Here is a 14,840-nt window from a genome sequence, read left to right on the forward strand (position 1 = left end):
TCACACCTCCAGAAGACCGCCTTTCGTCATTTTTGGCGATCCCCAAACCTGTTGAGGCTGTTCAGAACAGGGAAAACTGAAGTTGTCCTCTACTGAGGGTATTCCCTCTCTTTCGGCTGGTACTGGCTGAGTACCCAGAGCGGTGATGTCCCCACAGTGCATCCCCAGTTTGCGCGGCAGCATCACTTCACAGACGAGTCGGCTGTCCATGTGGATTATCAAGTGGCGCGCCTCTGGATGGATCTCCAGGAGATTCTCCCGGCGGTTCTCACTCCCCTCCCAGAACCTTTTTCACGCTGGGTAGAAGCAGGCGCATGGTCACCGTGGATTCAGCGGGTCAACACCTGGTGGCGTTCGTTGGACGTTGAGGAGCGTCGAGCTGCTCCCCAGACTGCGGATGCATTGTGGATGGCGCAGCGGTGGTGGAATGCTCGCCACCTTGACCTGGGCTATCTTCTGGCGCCCCCAGACATCCGTTTTTGGCGTGTCAACGACCAGGTGACCCTGGACTGGGAGACTCGAGGGTGTGTGATTGACGGCGTGCCTGCCTGGGTCGAGACGGCTGGGCAGTAGCGCTACAGCCTCGAACAATTTGAGAGCGAGGTCGCCCAGTTTCGCGATCGGCTCGACGCCGACATGCGGCGTCACCTGCAGGAGGTCAAAGCTCTCGGGCTGCTGAACGAGCAGCAGCTGGAGAACCTCCATCGGCAGCACGAGAACACCTTGCGTGATGAGGGGCGCCCAGAGGTCCCAGACTGGGATGAGGCTCAGGTGATGGTGGAGCAGCTCGAGACCAGATCAGGCCTCTATGTGGGGGACACCCGTACACAGTAGGCGCGTGAGGTCACGGTTGACATCTGAGGCTGGCATTCCGGTTCTACAGGTGTCGCAACAGAAGCACCATCATCCCCAAGTGCACCATGCCGAGGGAATTTTCGGTATGCCTTTCCCAGCGCACCACGAGGCGACGGAAGTTGTGGAGCCAGGCAAACAAACGTTCCACGCGCCACCGGCGACGGTAGCGGCGTAAAGGCCGCTCATCCTGCGTCTTTGAGCGGTTGCGGCGATTCGGCGCAATCATCTCGATGCCTTCGCTGGCGAGTTCAGCATCAAGCGCATCGCTGTCGTAGGCCCGGTCGCCGATCAACCGGGTTGGTTGGTCAAACCCGAACGTCGCGTCCAGTGTGTCGTGCACCAGTGTGACCTCATGCGGGCTGGCGCTGGCCACATGAACGGCGATGGGGAGACCGCTGGCGTCTGTAATGGCCATGATCTTCGTGCCCTTGCCGCGCTTGGTTTTGCCCACGTCCAGGCCCCCTTTTTTGCGCTGGCGAAGGTCGCATCGATAAAGCACTCACTGAGGTTGAGCTGCCCTTGTTCGGCGAGTCGCTCGTACAATGCCTGCAAGGCGCCGTTAAACACACCCGAACGGTTCCATTCTTGGAAGCGGCGGTGAACCGTCGAGCGTGAGGGGTAATGACAAGGGAGGTCCTTCCATGGAGCCCCGGTTCGGAGGATCCAGAAGATCGCCTTGAGGATCGGGCGATTTGGAGCGCGCGGGCGGCCTTTGCCATCAGCCCGGCGTGGCGGGTCTGAGAAAAAAGGGGCAATAAGATCCCAGTGTTGATCAATCAACTCCACTGGATCATGCTGTGGGGACTCCATGAGGTATGGAGCAGCCCGACTACCCTCCTCCCGTTTTTGGGATGGCTTCTAGACTGGTCAGAACCGCAGACTGCTGTAAACTTTCCATCTCTTACTCAGCCGTTAACACTATACCAGATGGCGTTATAGAAACTATCAGGTACCGGAACCCAAACGATCACTCGCGTGTTATATACATTGCCGATATCGTCAAGTTAACTAGAAGTACAACGTTATCAAAAAAGTGATCTTGGTCACTTTCATCTTCCCTGTAGGACCGAGGAGATGAATGGGATTGGAGAAACATATAGTTGACGCTTCAGACGCGTGGGGAGCAACAAGCTTCGCAGGGAGTAGGCCCTCTACTCTCTTAGGCTGGTGTTAGATCAGCCTGGGGTGCAACTGATGGCGCGGCGAGATTTCTCGACTTTCCACCCTCCGAGACAGCACGGGAGAGATTCACCATGATCTATTTCATGTTCGCCACCGGCATCGAGAACTCGTATCCCACCATCCAGGGCGGCCGGGTCCGAATGGACGAAATGGAGAAATGCCGCCACTACGACTTCTGGAAAAAGGATTTCGAGCTCGTGCAGGAACTGGGCATCGGCTACCTACGCTACGGCCCGCCCATCCACCGGACCTGGCTGGGCCCCGACCGCTACGACTGGAGCTTCGCCGACGAGACCTACGCCGAGTTGCGTCGCCGCGACCTCACGCCCATCACTGACCTGTGCCATTTCGGGGTTCCTGATTGGATTGGGAACTTCCAGAACCCGGACTTTCCCGAGCAGTTCGCCCGCTATGCCCGCGAGTTCGCCCGGCGCTACCCCTGGGTACAGCTCTATACGCCCGTCAACGAGATGTACGTCTGCGCCCTGTTCTCAGCCAAGTACGGCTGGTGGAATGAGCAGCTCACGACCGACGCCGGCTTCGTGACAGCCCTCAAGCATATTGTCCGGGCGAACGTATTGGCGATGCGGTCCATCCTGGAAGTGCGTGCCGACGCCATCTTTATCCAGAGCGAATCCAGCGAGTATTTTCACGCAGAAAACCCGGCGGCTATCCGCCCGGCCGAGATCATGAACGAGGTGCGCTTTCTCAGCTTGGACCTCAACTACGGGCACCGGGTCTCCTCCGAGATGTACGAGTACCTGCTCGACAACGGTATGACGCGGGAGGAATACCACTTCTTTCTCGACGAGAACCTCAAGCACCACTGCATCATGGGCAACGACTACTACGTCACCAATGAGCATCTGGTGCACCCGGACGGCCGCACTGAGGCGGCAGGAGAAATCTACGGGTACTCGGTGATCACCAACCAGTACTACGTCCGCTACGGCCTGCCCGTCATGCATACCGAGACGAATCTGGCCCAGGGCGCGGCCGGCGACGAGGCGGCGCGCTGGCTGCGCAAGGAGTGGGCCAACGTGCTGCGGGTGCGCAACGATGGCCTGCCCATCGTGGGTTTCACGTGGTACTCGCTCACCGATCAGGTGGACTGGGACAGCGCCCTGCGCGAAAACCGGGGCACCGTCAACCCGCTGGGGCTCTACGACCTGGAGCGCAACCTGCGCCCCGTGGGGCAGGCGTACAAAGATCTCATTACCCAGTGGCGCGACGTGTTGCCCACCCAGAGTGTCGTGCTGTCGCTGCCGATCTTCGCGCCCAGCCAGCAGCAGGAGCCCGTGCTGCGAGGGGTGGAGGACAGCGCCCGTGAGCGCGAGCGCCGCTTCCGCACTGCCCCCTCGAACACCAACGCCTCGAAAGGAGAGGGAGAATGAAGCGTTTTGAACACAAGACCGTGATCGTCACCGGGGCGGCGAGCGGCATCGGCCTCGCCGCCGCCACCCGCTTTGCCCAGGAAGGCGCGCGTGTAGTCATTGCTGACCTGCACGGCGACCAAGCCCAGAAGGCAGCTGAGGAGGTCAAGGCGGCCGGCGCCTCTGGCGCCCTGGGGATAGCGTGCGACGTGTCCAAGGCGGAGCAGGTGCAGGCCTGCGTGGCGCAGACTCTTGCCAGCTTCGGGAGTCTTGACGTGATCGTGAACAACGCGGGCCTGATGACCTTCAAGCCCTTGGCCGAGTTGACCCTCGACGACTGGAATCGGGTGCTGGCGGTTGACCTGCTGGGCGCGTTTCTGTTCATCCAACAGGGCTTCTTGCACATGAAGCCGGGCGGCGCGGTCGTCAACGTGTCGAGTATCCACGCGCGGGAGACCGAGCCGCTGGTCGCTCCCTATGCAGCGGCCAAGGCGGCGCTATTGTCCCTGACCCGCAGCGCGGCCATCGAGGGCAAGCCGCGCGGCTTGCGGATCAATGCTGTGCTGCCGGGGGCGGTGGACACCCCCATGCTGTGGGACAACCCCAATGTGCAAAGCGGAGTCGAGAAGATCAACCCGGCCGATGTGGGCCAGGCCACAGACCTGGCGGCGGCGATCGCCTTTCTCGCCTCGGACGACGCGGCATTCGTGCAAGGCACCGGGATGGTGGTGGACGGCGGACGACTCGACCATCTCTGAGAACTAAAGTGCGTCTAAAAAACGTGAACTCCTGAGCTCAGGGCACCAGTACAGTCAAATTATCAGGAACACTGGTCTGCCCAGAGTCATTTCTACCCCAAGCGACAACTGTACCGTTCGCTTTCAGTGCCACACTATGAAGGGAACCTCCCGAAACGGCAACGACACCGCCCAACCCAACAGGCACATTCAGCTGACCGCCACCTCGTGCGGCTCGGAAGGCACCCCTCCAATGAGGGTGATCGGTCGCCCGGAAAGTAAGGCCCAAGCTTGGAGCACGTGCGGCGCTTTTGGGCGTGATGAAGCGGCCTGCGGCTGCAACTGCTCCGCGAGCTCGTTGAGCGCCGTCAAGGTTGGTCTCCGGTCCTCTGGGTCGGCTGGCCACTCGGAAGCCTCCGTGGAGACGACCTCCTCCTCGAGCATGGGCTCCTCTTTTTCCTGGGCCTGGAGTGCAGCGGCCCTGATGATGGCTGACAAGGCATTCAACCGCGCACGCAGTTGCTCCTGCTCCTGAACGGTCAGCGGGGAGGAGCGCATCCTCCCCAGCGGTTCGAGTATGACGCGCCACTGCGCCTCCCCCGGAATCCGCACGCCCCGCTGCCGGGCACACGCGAACAGGTGTCCGAAACTCTCCTGCAGCAGCCAGCACATCTCCTCCAGATGCGTCTCATGGGCCCGCGGGTAGAGGTCGAGGATGGGGTGCACCGCCTGAAGCGCCCATTGCAGGGACAGGTTCGCTCGGGCCTGTGGCGTTTCCTTCTGCCGGCGATGCTCCCGCTCGTCCTTCGTCACGCTGGGGTCGAGGTAGGCATGATCGAAGCCCGTCCAGTCCCACAGGGGATCGGTCTTGGTCAAATCGCACAGGAGCTCGACGAGCACCGGCAGCTGCTGGCCGGGCACGCGGGGGGTGCGGCTCAAGACGAGAATGGTCGTCAGTTGCAACATGCGCTGGATGTGCTCGATGTCCTCGGGGAGGTCAAGGAGGCCCAGGACTTCTTCAAGCAGCGCGAATTGATCCTCGATGACGGTGTCGATCTGCCGGGCGGCGGCGGTCTTCCAGCCCTGGGCGGTCAACCAGGCCCGCCGGACCTCGTTCAGCGCGACCCACTGCACGCGCTCCTGGAACACCTGCCGGATGACGGGCATCTTGCCGCAGACGAGGCGGGGTTGACCCAGTTCCGCGTGGATCTGTTTCCAGATCTGGAGGAGGAACGCGCCCTCCTGGGGCGGCGGCTTGTGCGCGCGCGCCCGGTCCTGGATCACGCTGATCAGATTGCGGGCGGCGGTCAGGAGGGAGAGCACTTCGATCTCCGGCTCCTCGTGGCGTTGCAGGCACCAGAGCAGCAGGCTGCACAGATTGCGACGTCCTCCTTCGGCCCGGTGGCGAGGGCGTGCAGCTGCGGATGGTGCTGGGCCCCACGGGGGAGTCGGGTGGCCGGGTTCGTGCGTGGTGGGAAGCAGGGAGGCGCAGGAGGCAAGACCAGACCCAGGGGGCCGAGTAAGGCCTGCTCCAGGCCATGTCCTCGGTAGTGCGCGGTGAGGAACGCGGCGGCGCCACTGACTTCCTCCACGGTGAGGGCCACGCCACTGGGTCGGATGTCCCACTGCAAGGCCTCTTCGAGATCTCGACTCAGCTGGTGATTGGGGGCGTGGCGTTCGGCCAGGGTGCGGGTCAGGTCCTGGATGAGCATGAGGAGGTCTTCGTCGGCCGCACTGGGCTCGTCCTCCAGGGTAGGGAGAATGCAGAGTGCGGCGTGCAGGACTTCTGTGGTGCACAGCAGGGCGTCCAGATCGGCGGTCGAGATCCAGGCGAGGTCCGGCTGGGTGTGGCGCTGCAGGGCATCGAGGTCAAGGTAGGCGTGCAATTGCTGGACGAGGCGGCGCAACCGAGCGAGCAGAGAGGGAAACGGGTCCATACCTTCAGTGTGTGGGGCGTTCTGGTTGTCCGGCCTGAAATATAATTTAAACCCTTATGTTGAGAGCGTAATGGTGCAGAGATGGAAGTATGACCTTCGACCACTACCTCATCATCAGCCTGAGCGCCTTCTTCCTGAGCCTCCTGGGCAGCAAGACCCGCCTGACGTCAGCGCACTGGTGGGGCGCGCTGTTCATCCTGCTGTTCTGGCCGGTGGCCGGCGTGATGTCCTGGGCACGGCGCGAGCGGGCCGCCTGGCGCTCGCCGGCGCTGCACCCGATCCTCTGGCTGCATCAGACCGAGCGGCAATCCCGAGTACGGATTCCCTGGCGGCACCGCCGGGTCTACCAGTTCGGGTCGCTGGTGATCTTTCTGCGGCCGCGTCCCACCCTGGACTGGCCCCTCTTGCTGACGCCGGAGCGCCTGACCTTTACGCCGCTGCTGTTCCAGGTGCACCTCCAGTGGATGCGCCCTGCCCCAGCAACTCGTCTGGCGTGAGGGTCCAAGGCAGCAGGGGGTCGTCCTCCGCGGCCACGTAGGGCGGGAGAATGTGCCAATCGATTCCGAGGAGGAACAGGGTGTCGTCGAGCAGCCCCAGCAGCGTCTCGAACGGCACCTCGTCTTTGGGCTCCAGAAGGGTGCCTGACGTCGTGAAGACCTGAAGCCCGAGACCTTTGCGGTTCCAGTGCACGAACAGAGTGTGGGCCTGGAAGCCGTAGGCGGCGCGCAGCCGCCCGGCCAGTCGTTGCAGAGAAGGGGACATGCCCCAGGGTCTACGGCGAGCGCTTTGGGCTCGCCGTGAGGGCTCAGCGTGGGGATGTTCTGACGATAAAGGGGGTTGGGATGTCCCTCCCCAGCAAGCTGTCAAGGTCGACTGTGGCGCAACCGCAGCCCTCTCTTTGGGGGTTGATTTCTTCCTGGCGGTACAGGGTAGCCCTTACTCTGGAGGACGCCGACGCCTGAGCGCAGCACCGCAACTTTAGACCCCACTCCGGGACCAGCCGTTTATCCTACGAAATGGACGCCTCAGCTCAGGCGGAAGTGCCGTTTAGGCTCTCATGGCTCCCGTCCCAGCGCATAGCATGGCGCAACTCATCACCAGCGAAGGTCGCGAAGCCATGACGGGCATACAGATGAAGAGCGGGATTGTCCCGGGCCACCTGAAGCCGTATTCCGCAAGAGGCTGCCTGAGCACGGGTCTGGAGGGTCTGGAGGACCGCCCCACCGATCCCCTGCCCTCGCCAGTCCGGCAGGAGACTGAAGTCCACCAGGACCAGATCGGCCGCCAACCTCGCCGTCAGGAGCTGGCCTATGCTCATCCCACCCACCTCGATCAGTTCCTGGCGGGCCTGTGGGTACTGCGCACCATAGCCCCGGCGCTGGGCCTGAAACTGAAGTTCAAGCAGAGGCTCCCGCATTTCATCGGGAAGGCGCTGGAGGTCCTGACGAACCGAGCCATACAGGAGACGGAGGAAAGACAGGTCTCCTTCCTCCGCGTCCCGCAGGGTCCAGGGCATGTGCTCAACCATGCAGGAACGTGTTCTGCCATCCGCTGCGAGGAGCCTGGGTCTGGGCAATCACCCCGGGATGAGTGGCAAGCGGCCGCTGCAGGCTACCCGGTTGGCCTCCCATCTGATGCAAAGCCGCAGTGAGATGGCCCTGAAGGTCCGGTACGACCGGCCCCCGGACGCCCGTGAACTTCTGGGTGGACATGGCGGCCATCAGAGCTAGGGGAAGGTGCGGTGTTCCGGCCTCAAGCGCACGACTCAACCAAGCCCCGGTATCGAATCCCAGAGCGAACAGAGGCGAGGGCTGCGAAGCCTGAGCCGCCACACCGCTGAGCTGTACCGGACTGCCCAGCGCGCCCACCGTCCCGGCGGGGGCTCCGGCACCGAGCCCCAGACCACTGGCACTCACCCGCATGCCGGCCTGGCGGAGGGCAGCCAACAGCGCCGGCGCGCCTTCGCTGGCCACGACGTGAACAGTACGTACGTTCTCCGCTTGAAGGCCTTGCACGACTCGCTGGGCCTCGGCCCGGGTATCCATCTCGCCGAGCAACGTCGTTCCCGTGACCTGACCCCCAGCGCTCTGCAGCCCAGCTGTAAAGGCGTAGGGCAGGTCATAGCCACTGTCCAGGATAGAGAACAGCAGGTGCACTTCCTTCTGCCCACTGTGAGCCAGAGAAGCGCCAAGTGCCCATTCCGCCTCCCAGGCATGGAGTGACGTCGTTAGGGTGAGGGGATGGCGGTGCTGCGGCCGCGCCATCAGGACGCCTACCTCGGCGTTGAGATGCAGCACGTCCCGCTGGGCCAGCACGGGTGTGAGGGTCTCGCCCAGACCGTCCCCCAGAGTCACCAGGACCTGGGGCGCGGAAGCGAGCGCCTCGCGCGCCGCCGCCTGCACCTGACGCGGACCTGGGCCTGTGGAGTAGCGGCGCAGCGTCATCTCCTGCGCCGCACAGCCCTGCCGGAACCCTCGCTCGAACGCCTGAGCGAACTGGGGATAGGGACTGCGTTCAGGCAGAAGCAGGGCAACGCTCAGCGGGGCGAGCTTCGGAGCAGATACCGCGGCAGCCACCCCACCCCCACCCAGGAATACCGGACCCAGGACGGCCAGGGTCTTAAGCAGACCCCGGCGAGTGGCCTGCGCGGGAGAAGAGGGCACGTCGGTATCAAGCAGTTCTGGCATTTGAGAAATCCTTGGAGGAGAGGCGTTGGAGCCGCAAATTATGACCGAGGAGGGAAAACACCCTGCAAGGCAATAATGAAATTAATGACCTGGAAGGGCGGCAGATTATTGTGAGGCTGACTTCCACCGGTGTTCTCGATCGCAGCCGAAGCCATTGGACTGATCGCCTGTGCAGGTCCGTACGCTGCACCCTCACTGCTTCGGGCCAGGACCTTCCCAGCTGGGTTGTTGCTTTCGCCCACATCGCTGGCCGCACGTGCAAAGTGCACATGTGCCGCCAGTTGCTGAGGCACTAACGTGACCGAGGGGACGCCACCCGAACTCCCCAGAGGGTAGCTCGAGCGGCCTGGTGCTTGACCCTGATGAATGGGTGTCCGGCCCCGCAGGTCTGGGAGGGCAAAGGTGGTACTGCCATTGCCGCCATAGGCGACGCCTAACAGGGCATAGAGCGCTGTGTACTGCCGGATGTTCAGAATGCTGCCGTCGCAGAATGCCCAGCCCCGAGGGGCAAAATTGCCCGTAAACATCCGAATCTCACCAAGAAAAGGATCCATAGTTTCTCCCTTACCCTCTTTCTTCTTTAAAACAAGTCAGGCTGGACTAGGATAGATGCCGTACAGCGAGATAATGAAATTCACGGCCAGATAGGGTGACCGGTTCTCGTGCGGCTGACTCCCCCCCGCTGGGGAAAGGGTATTGGGTGACAGCGACACGTTGGGCGTATCGTCGAGATACAGGGATAATCCTGTGGTCTGCGCGAGCGTTCCACCCACAGCACTCTTGGTGGTTGCTGGGGACGCCGTCGCCTTGAAAGCATGTGTGTGTGCGGGGATTTGTTGCGCGAGCAGTGTCACGCTCTCGCTTCCGCCCGACTGACCCAACAGCATAGGCGCACCAGACAACGTCCCCTGATGGACCGGCCACCGGCCCCGCAGGTCCGGGACAGCGAACGTGTTCTGGCCGTCTCCCCCATACGTCGTGCCCAGGAGAGTGAATAGCGTCTCGTACTCACTGATGGACAAGAGACGGCCGTCGCAGAATTGCCAACCCTCTGGTGCAAAATTTCCGCCGAACATCCGAATCTCGCCGATATAGGACTCACTCATCTCAGGACCTCGAAGGGAAAATACCCACCAGCGCGATGATGTAGTTGATGACGAGGTAGGGGGGCATGTTCTCGTGCGCCTGATTCCCTCCCGCAGGTGTGATGCTCGTCGAAGAGAGCGAGACGTCGGCGCCCGTACCGTACACGTCCCCCGCCACAGGCGCCGCCAGGAGATTGTTCGCCGGCCCAAGAGCCGCAGCCGCCGCAGTGCTGGCTGTCAGGCTGTGGCTGTGGAGGGGCATCTCCGGCGTGGTCAGGGTATGGGCTGTCTCTCCCCCCGTTTGGCCCAGAGGGTAAGACGAGCCACCCGGTGCTGCGCCCATCCCCAGCGGGACACGGGTCTGAAAGTTAGGAAGGGCGAACGTTGTTACCCCGTTGCCACCGTAGGTCGTCCCCAGGATGGAGAACAGCGCCTGATTCTGATTGATGGGCAGCAATTGTCCGTTACACAGCGCCCAGCCTTTGGGGGGGAATCCAAAGCCGGCTAGACGAACTTCACCAATGAATGGGTCCATAGATGCTCCTGAAATGTCAGCGTACTGGTGTGCTCGTACCTTAGAGGCTCGGTTCCGTGCAGGTGCCGGCCACGGGGGTGAGGGTCGTCGAATTGCGGATACGAGTCGTGGCGCCGTTATTTCGTGAGGCGATGGTATTCGTCGTGCCCGTTGCTCCGGTGCCACTCAGGCCCGTCAGGATGAAGGTCGTCCCCCCACGCTGACGCACCACGACCGAGCTCTGCGGGCCGTTCGTGCCTCCGTTCTGCCCACTGACCGTGTTGCCCGTCAAGTTCGCACACAAGCGCGCTCGCCGCCGCGTTGGGTGTCGAGATGTTGTTGTTCCTCACCGTCAGGTCCAGACTAGCCGTCCCTGTTGACGCTTCCGTGAGCTGTCCGGCCCGCAGCTCCATCCCATAGGTATTGAAGCTGCTCACCGTGTTGTTCTCCAACAGGAACTGACCCCGGCTGTTCCCGTTCGCCACGATGCTGAATCCGCTGCCCCCACCCGCGTACGTATTCCCGATCGCGATGGTGTTGTTCCGGAAGACGCCCCGGTCGACATTGGTTCCAGTCGCCGTCCGTTCAGCGGCGTAGACGATCCCACTGGTGCCCGACGTGTTGCTCACCGTATTGCGCTCGAACAGGAAGCTGTTGGCCCCAGCTCCCTTGGACTCCAGGTAGACCGCCCGACCGGTGTTGTTCGTGAAGGCGCTGTCGCTCACCGTCAGGCCCACACGGCCCGTATCCGCCGCCGCCGTGCTGAACAGCAGCCCGTTCAGCGAGCCCTGGGCCTGAACACGGGCAAGGCCCAGCGTCAGGTCAGCACTGCCTGGGCGGATTCTGTACCCCACGCCCCCAGTCGCCTGAACGGTGCCTCCAGTGCCGGCACTCCCTGCACCCAGAACCTTCAGACTGCCACCGACGCCCGTCAGATCCACACCTGCACCAGCCGCCGCTGTATTGGTCGCGTCCAGACGGACGGCCGTCGCGTCGAGGGTTCCGGTCGTCAGGTTCAGGGCAGGACCGGCCGTCGCCGTCACATTGCCCAGGGTGGCGCTCAGCTTCCCGAAGTTCGTGCCGGCGATGCCGCCCGTGGTTCCGCTGATGTTCAGGCCCCGGACCGTATTGTTGCTCGCCAGGGTCAANGCCGTCGCCGTCACATTGCCCAGGGTGGCGCTCAGCTTCCCGAAGTTCGTGCCGGCGATGCCGCCCGTGGTTCCGCTGATGTTCAGGCCCCGGACCGTATTGTTGCTCGCCAGGGTCAGCCCCACGCCAGAAGCGTTCCCGATGCTGGCAGGCGCCGCGCCGGCCGGCAGCACGCTGACCTCCCCGACCTTCAGTTCGTTGCCCTCGCCGATCAGGACCTGATTGTCCTTCAGGACGATGCCCGCGTTCTGGCCGTTGACCGTGCCGTTGCCCCGGAAGACGTAGATGGTGTCCGCAGCGGCCGAGACCGACTGCGCCGCCGCCAGACTCTGGAAGGGAGTGGTCTGACGGCCATCGCCCGTGGCATTCGCCGCGTTGTTCACGTACCAGACCCGCTGGTTGACATTCACAGGGGCGGTCTGCGCGGGGCTGATGCAGCCTGCGCCGTCGCTGACCGCGTAATTCAGACTGTCAGCCGTCGCCGTGCTGCTGACACCGTCACCCGCCTTCGACGTGAAGCTGTAGCCGCCGTCGCTCGCTACCGTCGCCGTACCCCCACGCGCCGTGCCCGTGCCCGCGAAACTCAGGGTAGAAGAGGAATAGACCGAGTAGAAGGACGCCAGACCCTGCGCCGCCGGGACGTTCAGCGTGGTGTTGCCAATCGCACTTCGCGCCGTCGGCGGGGTCTTCAGGGCGACATTGCCCCCGATCCCCGCGAGGCGACCGGTGTTGCCGGCCGTCGTGGCCGAACCGACGAACAGGGTATTGGCCCCGGCCAGGGTAGTGCCGCACAACGTGGCGATCTGGGTATTCGCCCCCAGGGCCGCGGCACGCGCCTGAACGCTGCCCGCGACGGCCTGTTCTTCGGTGCTCTGCGTCACGCGGGTCACCGGATCGTCGACCACTGCGAACATCGCCGTGACCGCGAAGGGATCGGCGGCCGCGTCGGCCTGAAGCGGAAACTTCAGGCCGACCGTCACGACTCCATCGTACTGACCGGCCGCTGGATTGGCCGGGAGGGTGCGGGTGGCCGTCTGGGTCCGGTTGCGAACCACGAACCCGAAGGGAAACACGCGGGTCGTCCCGGTAACGTTGCCCAGCGCACCCACTTCGCCCTCGGTAAACACCTGAAGGTCCTGTGCACCTGCGAGGGGCAGTGGGGTATCGGTCGCCCGGTCATAGGCCATGCCCGGCGTAGGCACGATGGTGGGGGCGATGGACGGGTCGGCGGGTGTGCCGTCGAAGCGTGAAATCTGGCTGTACGGGGTCTGGCCGATGGTGTTGGGCGTACTCGCGCCCAGGAGGGTCAGGTTCTGCCGGGCCGTTGTGGACGCGGCGCCCGCCGAGGAGGCGTTGCGAATCCGGAAGGTCACGGAAACGTACCGCGCCCCGCCGGCGCCGCGGCGCCCCACCGTGAACGAGCCGGTGGACACCACATCCGCCTGGACCGAGTCGAGGTTGCTGAGGGCCTGGGCGCCCAGACCGGCTGCCGGTTGCACGCTGGCGGTGACGGTACCGTCATCGTTCAGCCCGCTGAGCTTGATCTCCACCAGCCCCAGGGCCTGAAGGGGCTTCGGCTGCTCAGCCGGGACAGGAACGGTCTCTGCCGGGGCGCCGGGCATCGTCCCCACGACTGGAGAAGGCGTGGGAGCAGAAGTGACAGCCGGTGGCGGCTGCGGGGCGGAACAGGCCGCTAGCAAAACCGCAGGGAGAAGGAAGCTCAATCGTGTAGCTGCGGGCCGAAGGGCGCGGCGCCCCGGACGGGGGAACGGACGAAGGTCGTCACTCATATTGTTCTCCTGGTTCAGGGGCAGGTATTGACGAGGTAGGCGGCGCCGGCTTCACCGGCGGCGCCGGCCGTGCGGACCTGACAGATCCTGCGCAGGGTCGTTCCCGCTGGCCCCGCCGTGAGGGTGGTGCCCGGCAATACATTGAGAACGGTCGCGCCTACGGCGGAGGCGCGGGTACTGACCCCAGTGTTGCCGAGCGCCTGCTCCTCCAGGGACTGAGTGACGGCGGTCACGCTGTCCTCGATGACCAGAAAGCTCATGCGGAAGGCCCACGGATCGGCGGCTGGGGTGGCCTGCAGGGGCAGCTTGACCGAGAGGGTGACCCGGCCGCTGTAGACCCCTGCGGCCGGACTGGCCGGGAGGGTCCGGCCGCCTGCCGGGGTATGCACGGTGAAGCCGTAGGGCAGNACCGAGAGGGTGACCCGGCCGCTGTAGACCCCTGCGGCCGGACTGGCCGGGAGGGTCCGGCCGCCTGCCGGGGTATGCACGGTGAAGCCGTAGGGCAGCACAGTCGTCACACCCAGTGCCTGGTAGGTGGTGGGTGCGCCATTTCTGGAGAAGTTGGCCGGCAGGACGTCGTTCTCTGAGAACACCTGCAGGTCCTCTCCGCCCGGAGACAGGACCGGCTGGGCACTCAGGGGGTCGTAGCGCATGGCGTGGGAGGGCGTCATGGTGCGGGCCACCCCGGCGGCGACCGGCGAGCCACCGAAGGTCGTGACGGCGCGAAAGGCGGTCGTGCCCAGGCTGTCCGCGACCGGAACGGCGAGCAGCGTGACGTTCTTGCGGTCCCGCGCGACCGGGGTGTTCTGCTGGTCGGCGTTGCGGACGCGGAAGGTGGCAGTGACGTACCGCGCCCCCCCGGCGCCCCGCGTGCCTGTGTTGAAGACACTGACGCTCAGGGGATCGAACTGGATGCTGTCGGCCTGGTCCGCCAGGGCCAGGGCCTGCAGTCCACTTCTGGTCGACATAGACGTCATCCGGGCGACCGGCTGGGTGAGGCCCTGCTGCCCCTGACTGAGGCCCGAAATACTCAGTTCGACCAGTCCGACCGAGCGCAGGGCTGGAGCCGGGGCCTGCGCCGTAGGCGTGGACATACAGCCGCTGAGGAGCGCGGTGAGGGCAGCGCCCGCCAGCCAGAGGGCAGTACGGAACATAGGGCCTCCTTGAGCAGTGGAGAGTGTGAACGCCAGAGGACGGCCTACCATTGCACTTTCTTGAAGAAGCTGTCCGGCTCGCTGAAGGCATTACTGCCTGGCCCCACAGGAAGGCTGATGACGAGGGTGACGGCTTGCCACTTGCCGAGGTCCGTGAGTTTGGGGGGCTGGTAATCCTCTCCGGGGGTCTGCGAAACGGTGCGGGGGTCTTCGGCAAGTACAGGACGCTGATTCATGAGGCTCCTAGGGGCTGCGCTCAACTGAGGCCGCAATGAGGCGATGACAAGATGCTGTGTGATTTTCTTTACACCAGCTTAATACCTTACTATACTAAGGTAAACTATTACCGTTATCTCACCGTTACATCACGAATGTGC

15 protein-coding genes and 2 pseudogenes are annotated in these 14,840 nt (G+C 63.8%); 4 read left to right on the plus strand and 13 right to left on the minus strand.

Annotated elements, in window-relative coordinates; genetic code table 11:
* The first annotated feature begins 156 nt into the window (after nt 1-156).
* Nucleotides 157-573, plus strand: a complete 417-nt coding sequence (locus ASF71_RS25720) for a DUF5984 family protein (RefSeq protein ID WP_369814987.1) — start codon at nt 157-159, stop codon at nt 571-573.
* 304 nt (nt 574-877) lie between these two features.
* On the opposite strand, the gene ASF71_RS22545 is transcribed toward ASF71_RS25720, so the two are convergent.
* Nucleotides 878-1,665, minus strand: a protein-coding gene (locus tag ASF71_RS22545) for an IS5 family transposase (protein WP_200939690.1) whose coding sequence is annotated in 2 segments (ribosomal slippage) — nt 878-1,305 and nt 1,305-1,665 — 789 coding nt in all. Because the reading frame shifts where the segments join, the coding sequence is not laid out codon by codon here.
* Between the two features lie 443 nt (nt 1,666-2,108).
* Here ASF71_RS22545 and ASF71_RS09765 point away from each other — a divergent pair.
* Both ASF71_RS09765 and ASF71_RS09770 read left to right on the plus strand, forming a co-directional pair.
* Nucleotides 2,109-3,431, plus strand: coding sequence for a family 1 glycosylhydrolase (locus ASF71_RS09765; RefSeq protein WP_056298853.1), 1,323 nt, complete (start codon nt 2,109-2,111; stop codon nt 3,429-3,431).
* Nucleotides 3,428-4,168, plus strand: a complete 741-nt coding sequence (locus ASF71_RS09770) for an SDR family NAD(P)-dependent oxidoreductase (protein WP_056298858.1) — start codon at nt 3,428-3,430, stop codon at nt 4,166-4,168. Before ASF71_RS09765 ends, ASF71_RS09770 begins: the two co-directional genes overlap by 4 nt.
* Before the next feature lie 37 nt (nt 4,169-4,205).
* On the opposite strand, the gene ASF71_RS25725 is transcribed toward ASF71_RS09770, so the two are convergent.
* Genes ASF71_RS25725 through ASF71_RS09780 form a run of 3 tightly spaced genes read right to left on the minus strand, consistent with a single transcriptional unit; the run spans nt 4,206 to nt 6,084 of the window.
* The gene (locus ASF71_RS25725; protein ID WP_369814988.1) at nt 4,206-4,355 is read right to left on the minus strand and encodes a hypothetical protein; all 150 of its coding nucleotides are present in this window, start codon (nt 4,353-4,355) and stop codon (nt 4,206-4,208) included.
* 2 nt (nt 4,356-4,357) lie between these two features.
* The gene (locus ASF71_RS23635) at nt 4,358-5,470 is read right to left on the minus strand and encodes a hypothetical protein (protein WP_056298861.1); all 1,113 of its coding nucleotides are present in this window, start codon (nt 5,468-5,470) and stop codon (nt 4,358-4,360) included.
* Complete coding sequence (locus ASF71_RS09780; protein ID WP_056298865.1) at nt 5,455-6,084, minus strand: hypothetical protein; 630 nt, start codon at nt 6,082-6,084, stop codon at nt 5,455-5,457. Before ASF71_RS09780 ends, ASF71_RS23635 begins: the two co-directional genes overlap by 16 nt.
* 89 nt (nt 6,085-6,173) lie before the next feature.
* Here ASF71_RS09780 and ASF71_RS09785 point away from each other — a divergent pair, with 89 nt between their 5' ends.
* On the plus strand, nt 6,174-6,581 hold the full coding sequence (locus tag ASF71_RS09785; protein ID WP_056298869.1) for a hypothetical protein: 408 nt from the start codon (nt 6,174-6,176) through the stop codon (nt 6,579-6,581).
* On the opposite strand, the gene ASF71_RS23640 is transcribed toward ASF71_RS09785, so the two are convergent.
* From ASF71_RS23640 to ASF71_RS09820, 9 genes and pseudogenes are all read right to left on the minus strand, one after another.
* Nucleotides 6,514-6,846: a hypothetical protein gene (locus ASF71_RS23640; protein WP_156372712.1), complete on the minus strand. Its 333-nt coding sequence runs from the start codon at nt 6,844-6,846 to the stop codon at nt 6,514-6,516. The two genes, ASF71_RS09785 and ASF71_RS23640, sit on opposite strands and share 68 nt — an antisense overlap.
* A gap of 268 nt (nt 6,847-7,114) precedes the next feature.
* Nucleotides 7,115-7,600, minus strand: a complete 486-nt coding sequence (locus tag ASF71_RS09790) for a GNAT family N-acetyltransferase (RefSeq protein ID WP_235514301.1) — start codon at nt 7,598-7,600, stop codon at nt 7,115-7,117.
* 4 nt (nt 7,601-7,604) lie between these two features.
* Nucleotides 7,605-8,771 carry an ABC transporter substrate-binding protein gene (locus ASF71_RS09795; protein ID WP_056298877.1) on the minus strand — a complete coding sequence of 389 codons (1,167 nt, stop codon included), beginning with the start codon at nt 8,769-8,771 and terminating at the stop codon, nt 7,605-7,607.
* Between the two features lie 38 nt (nt 8,772-8,809).
* Nucleotides 8,810-9,325 (minus strand): phage tail protein, encoded by a 516-nt coding sequence (locus ASF71_RS22555; RefSeq protein ID WP_082505870.1) that lies wholly within the window; start codon nt 9,323-9,325, stop codon nt 8,810-8,812.
* 36 nt (nt 9,326-9,361) lie between these two features.
* Nucleotides 9,362-9,877: a phage tail protein gene (locus ASF71_RS09800; RefSeq protein ID WP_056298879.1), complete on the minus strand. Its 516-nt coding sequence runs from the start codon at nt 9,875-9,877 to the stop codon at nt 9,362-9,364.
* Nucleotide 9,878: 1 nt separating this feature from the next.
* Nucleotides 9,879-10,391, minus strand: coding sequence for a phage tail protein (locus ASF71_RS09805; protein WP_056298882.1), 513 nt, complete (start codon nt 10,389-10,391; stop codon nt 9,879-9,881).
* A 116-nt stretch (nt 10,392-10,507) separates the two neighbouring features.
* Nucleotides 10,508-11,518: pseudogene (locus ASF71_RS25065) on the minus strand (hypothetical protein); the annotation flags it as partial.
* Between the two features lie 1,805 nt (nt 11,519-13,323).
* Nucleotides 13,324-13,716, minus strand: a pseudogene (locus ASF71_RS25070) (hypothetical protein); the annotation flags it as partial.
* Between the two features lie 791 nt (nt 13,717-14,507).
* Nucleotides 14,508-14,699, minus strand: a complete 192-nt coding sequence (locus ASF71_RS09820; RefSeq protein ID WP_056298894.1) for a hypothetical protein — start codon at nt 14,697-14,699, stop codon at nt 14,508-14,510.
* Nucleotides 14,700-14,840 lie beyond the last annotated feature (141 nt).

Source organism: Deinococcus sp. Leaf326, assembly GCF_001424185.1.
In the GTDB taxonomy this organism is placed as follows: domain Bacteria; phylum Deinococcota; class Deinococci; order Deinococcales; family Deinococcaceae; genus Deinococcus.

Coding starts and splice junctions, on each gene's coding strand:
- ASF71_RS09765 (WP_056298853.1), top strand. CDS start 2,109: ATGATCTATTTCATGTTCGCCACCGGCATCGAGAACTCGTATCCCACC.
- ASF71_RS09785 (WP_056298869.1), top strand. CDS start 6,174: ATGACCTTCGACCACTACCTCATCATCAGCCTGAGCGCCTTCTTCCTG.
- ASF71_RS09780 (WP_056298865.1), bottom strand. CDS start 6,084: ATGGACCCGTTTCCCTCTCTGCTCGCTCGGTTGCGCCGCCTCGTCCAG.
- ASF71_RS09790 (WP_235514301.1), bottom strand. CDS start 7,600: ATGCCCTGGACCCTGCGGGACGCGGAGGAAGGAGACCTGTCTTTCCTC.
- ASF71_RS09800 (WP_056298879.1), bottom strand. CDS start 9,877: ATGAGTGAGTCCTATATCGGCGAGATTCGGATGTTCGGCGGAAATTTT.
- ASF71_RS23640 (WP_156372712.1), bottom strand. CDS start 6,846: ATGTCCCCTTCTCTGCAACGACTGGCCGGGCGGCTGCGCGCCGCCTAC.
- ASF71_RS09795 (WP_056298877.1), bottom strand. CDS start 8,771: ATGCCAGAACTGCTTGATACCGACGTGCCCTCTTCTCCCGCGCAGGCC.
- ASF71_RS09805 (WP_056298882.1), bottom strand. CDS start 10,391: ATGGACCCATTCATTGGTGAAGTTCGTCTAGCCGGCTTTGGATTCCCC.
- ASF71_RS09820 (WP_056298894.1), bottom strand. CDS start 14,699: ATGAATCAGCGTCCTGTACTTGCCGAAGACCCCCGCACCGTTTCGCAG.
- ASF71_RS09770 (WP_056298858.1), top strand. CDS start 3,428: ATGAAGCGTTTTGAACACAAGACCGTGATCGTCACCGGGGCGGCGAGC.
- ASF71_RS22555 (WP_082505870.1), bottom strand. CDS start 9,325: ATGGATCCTTTTCTTGGTGAGATTCGGATGTTTACGGGCAATTTTGCC.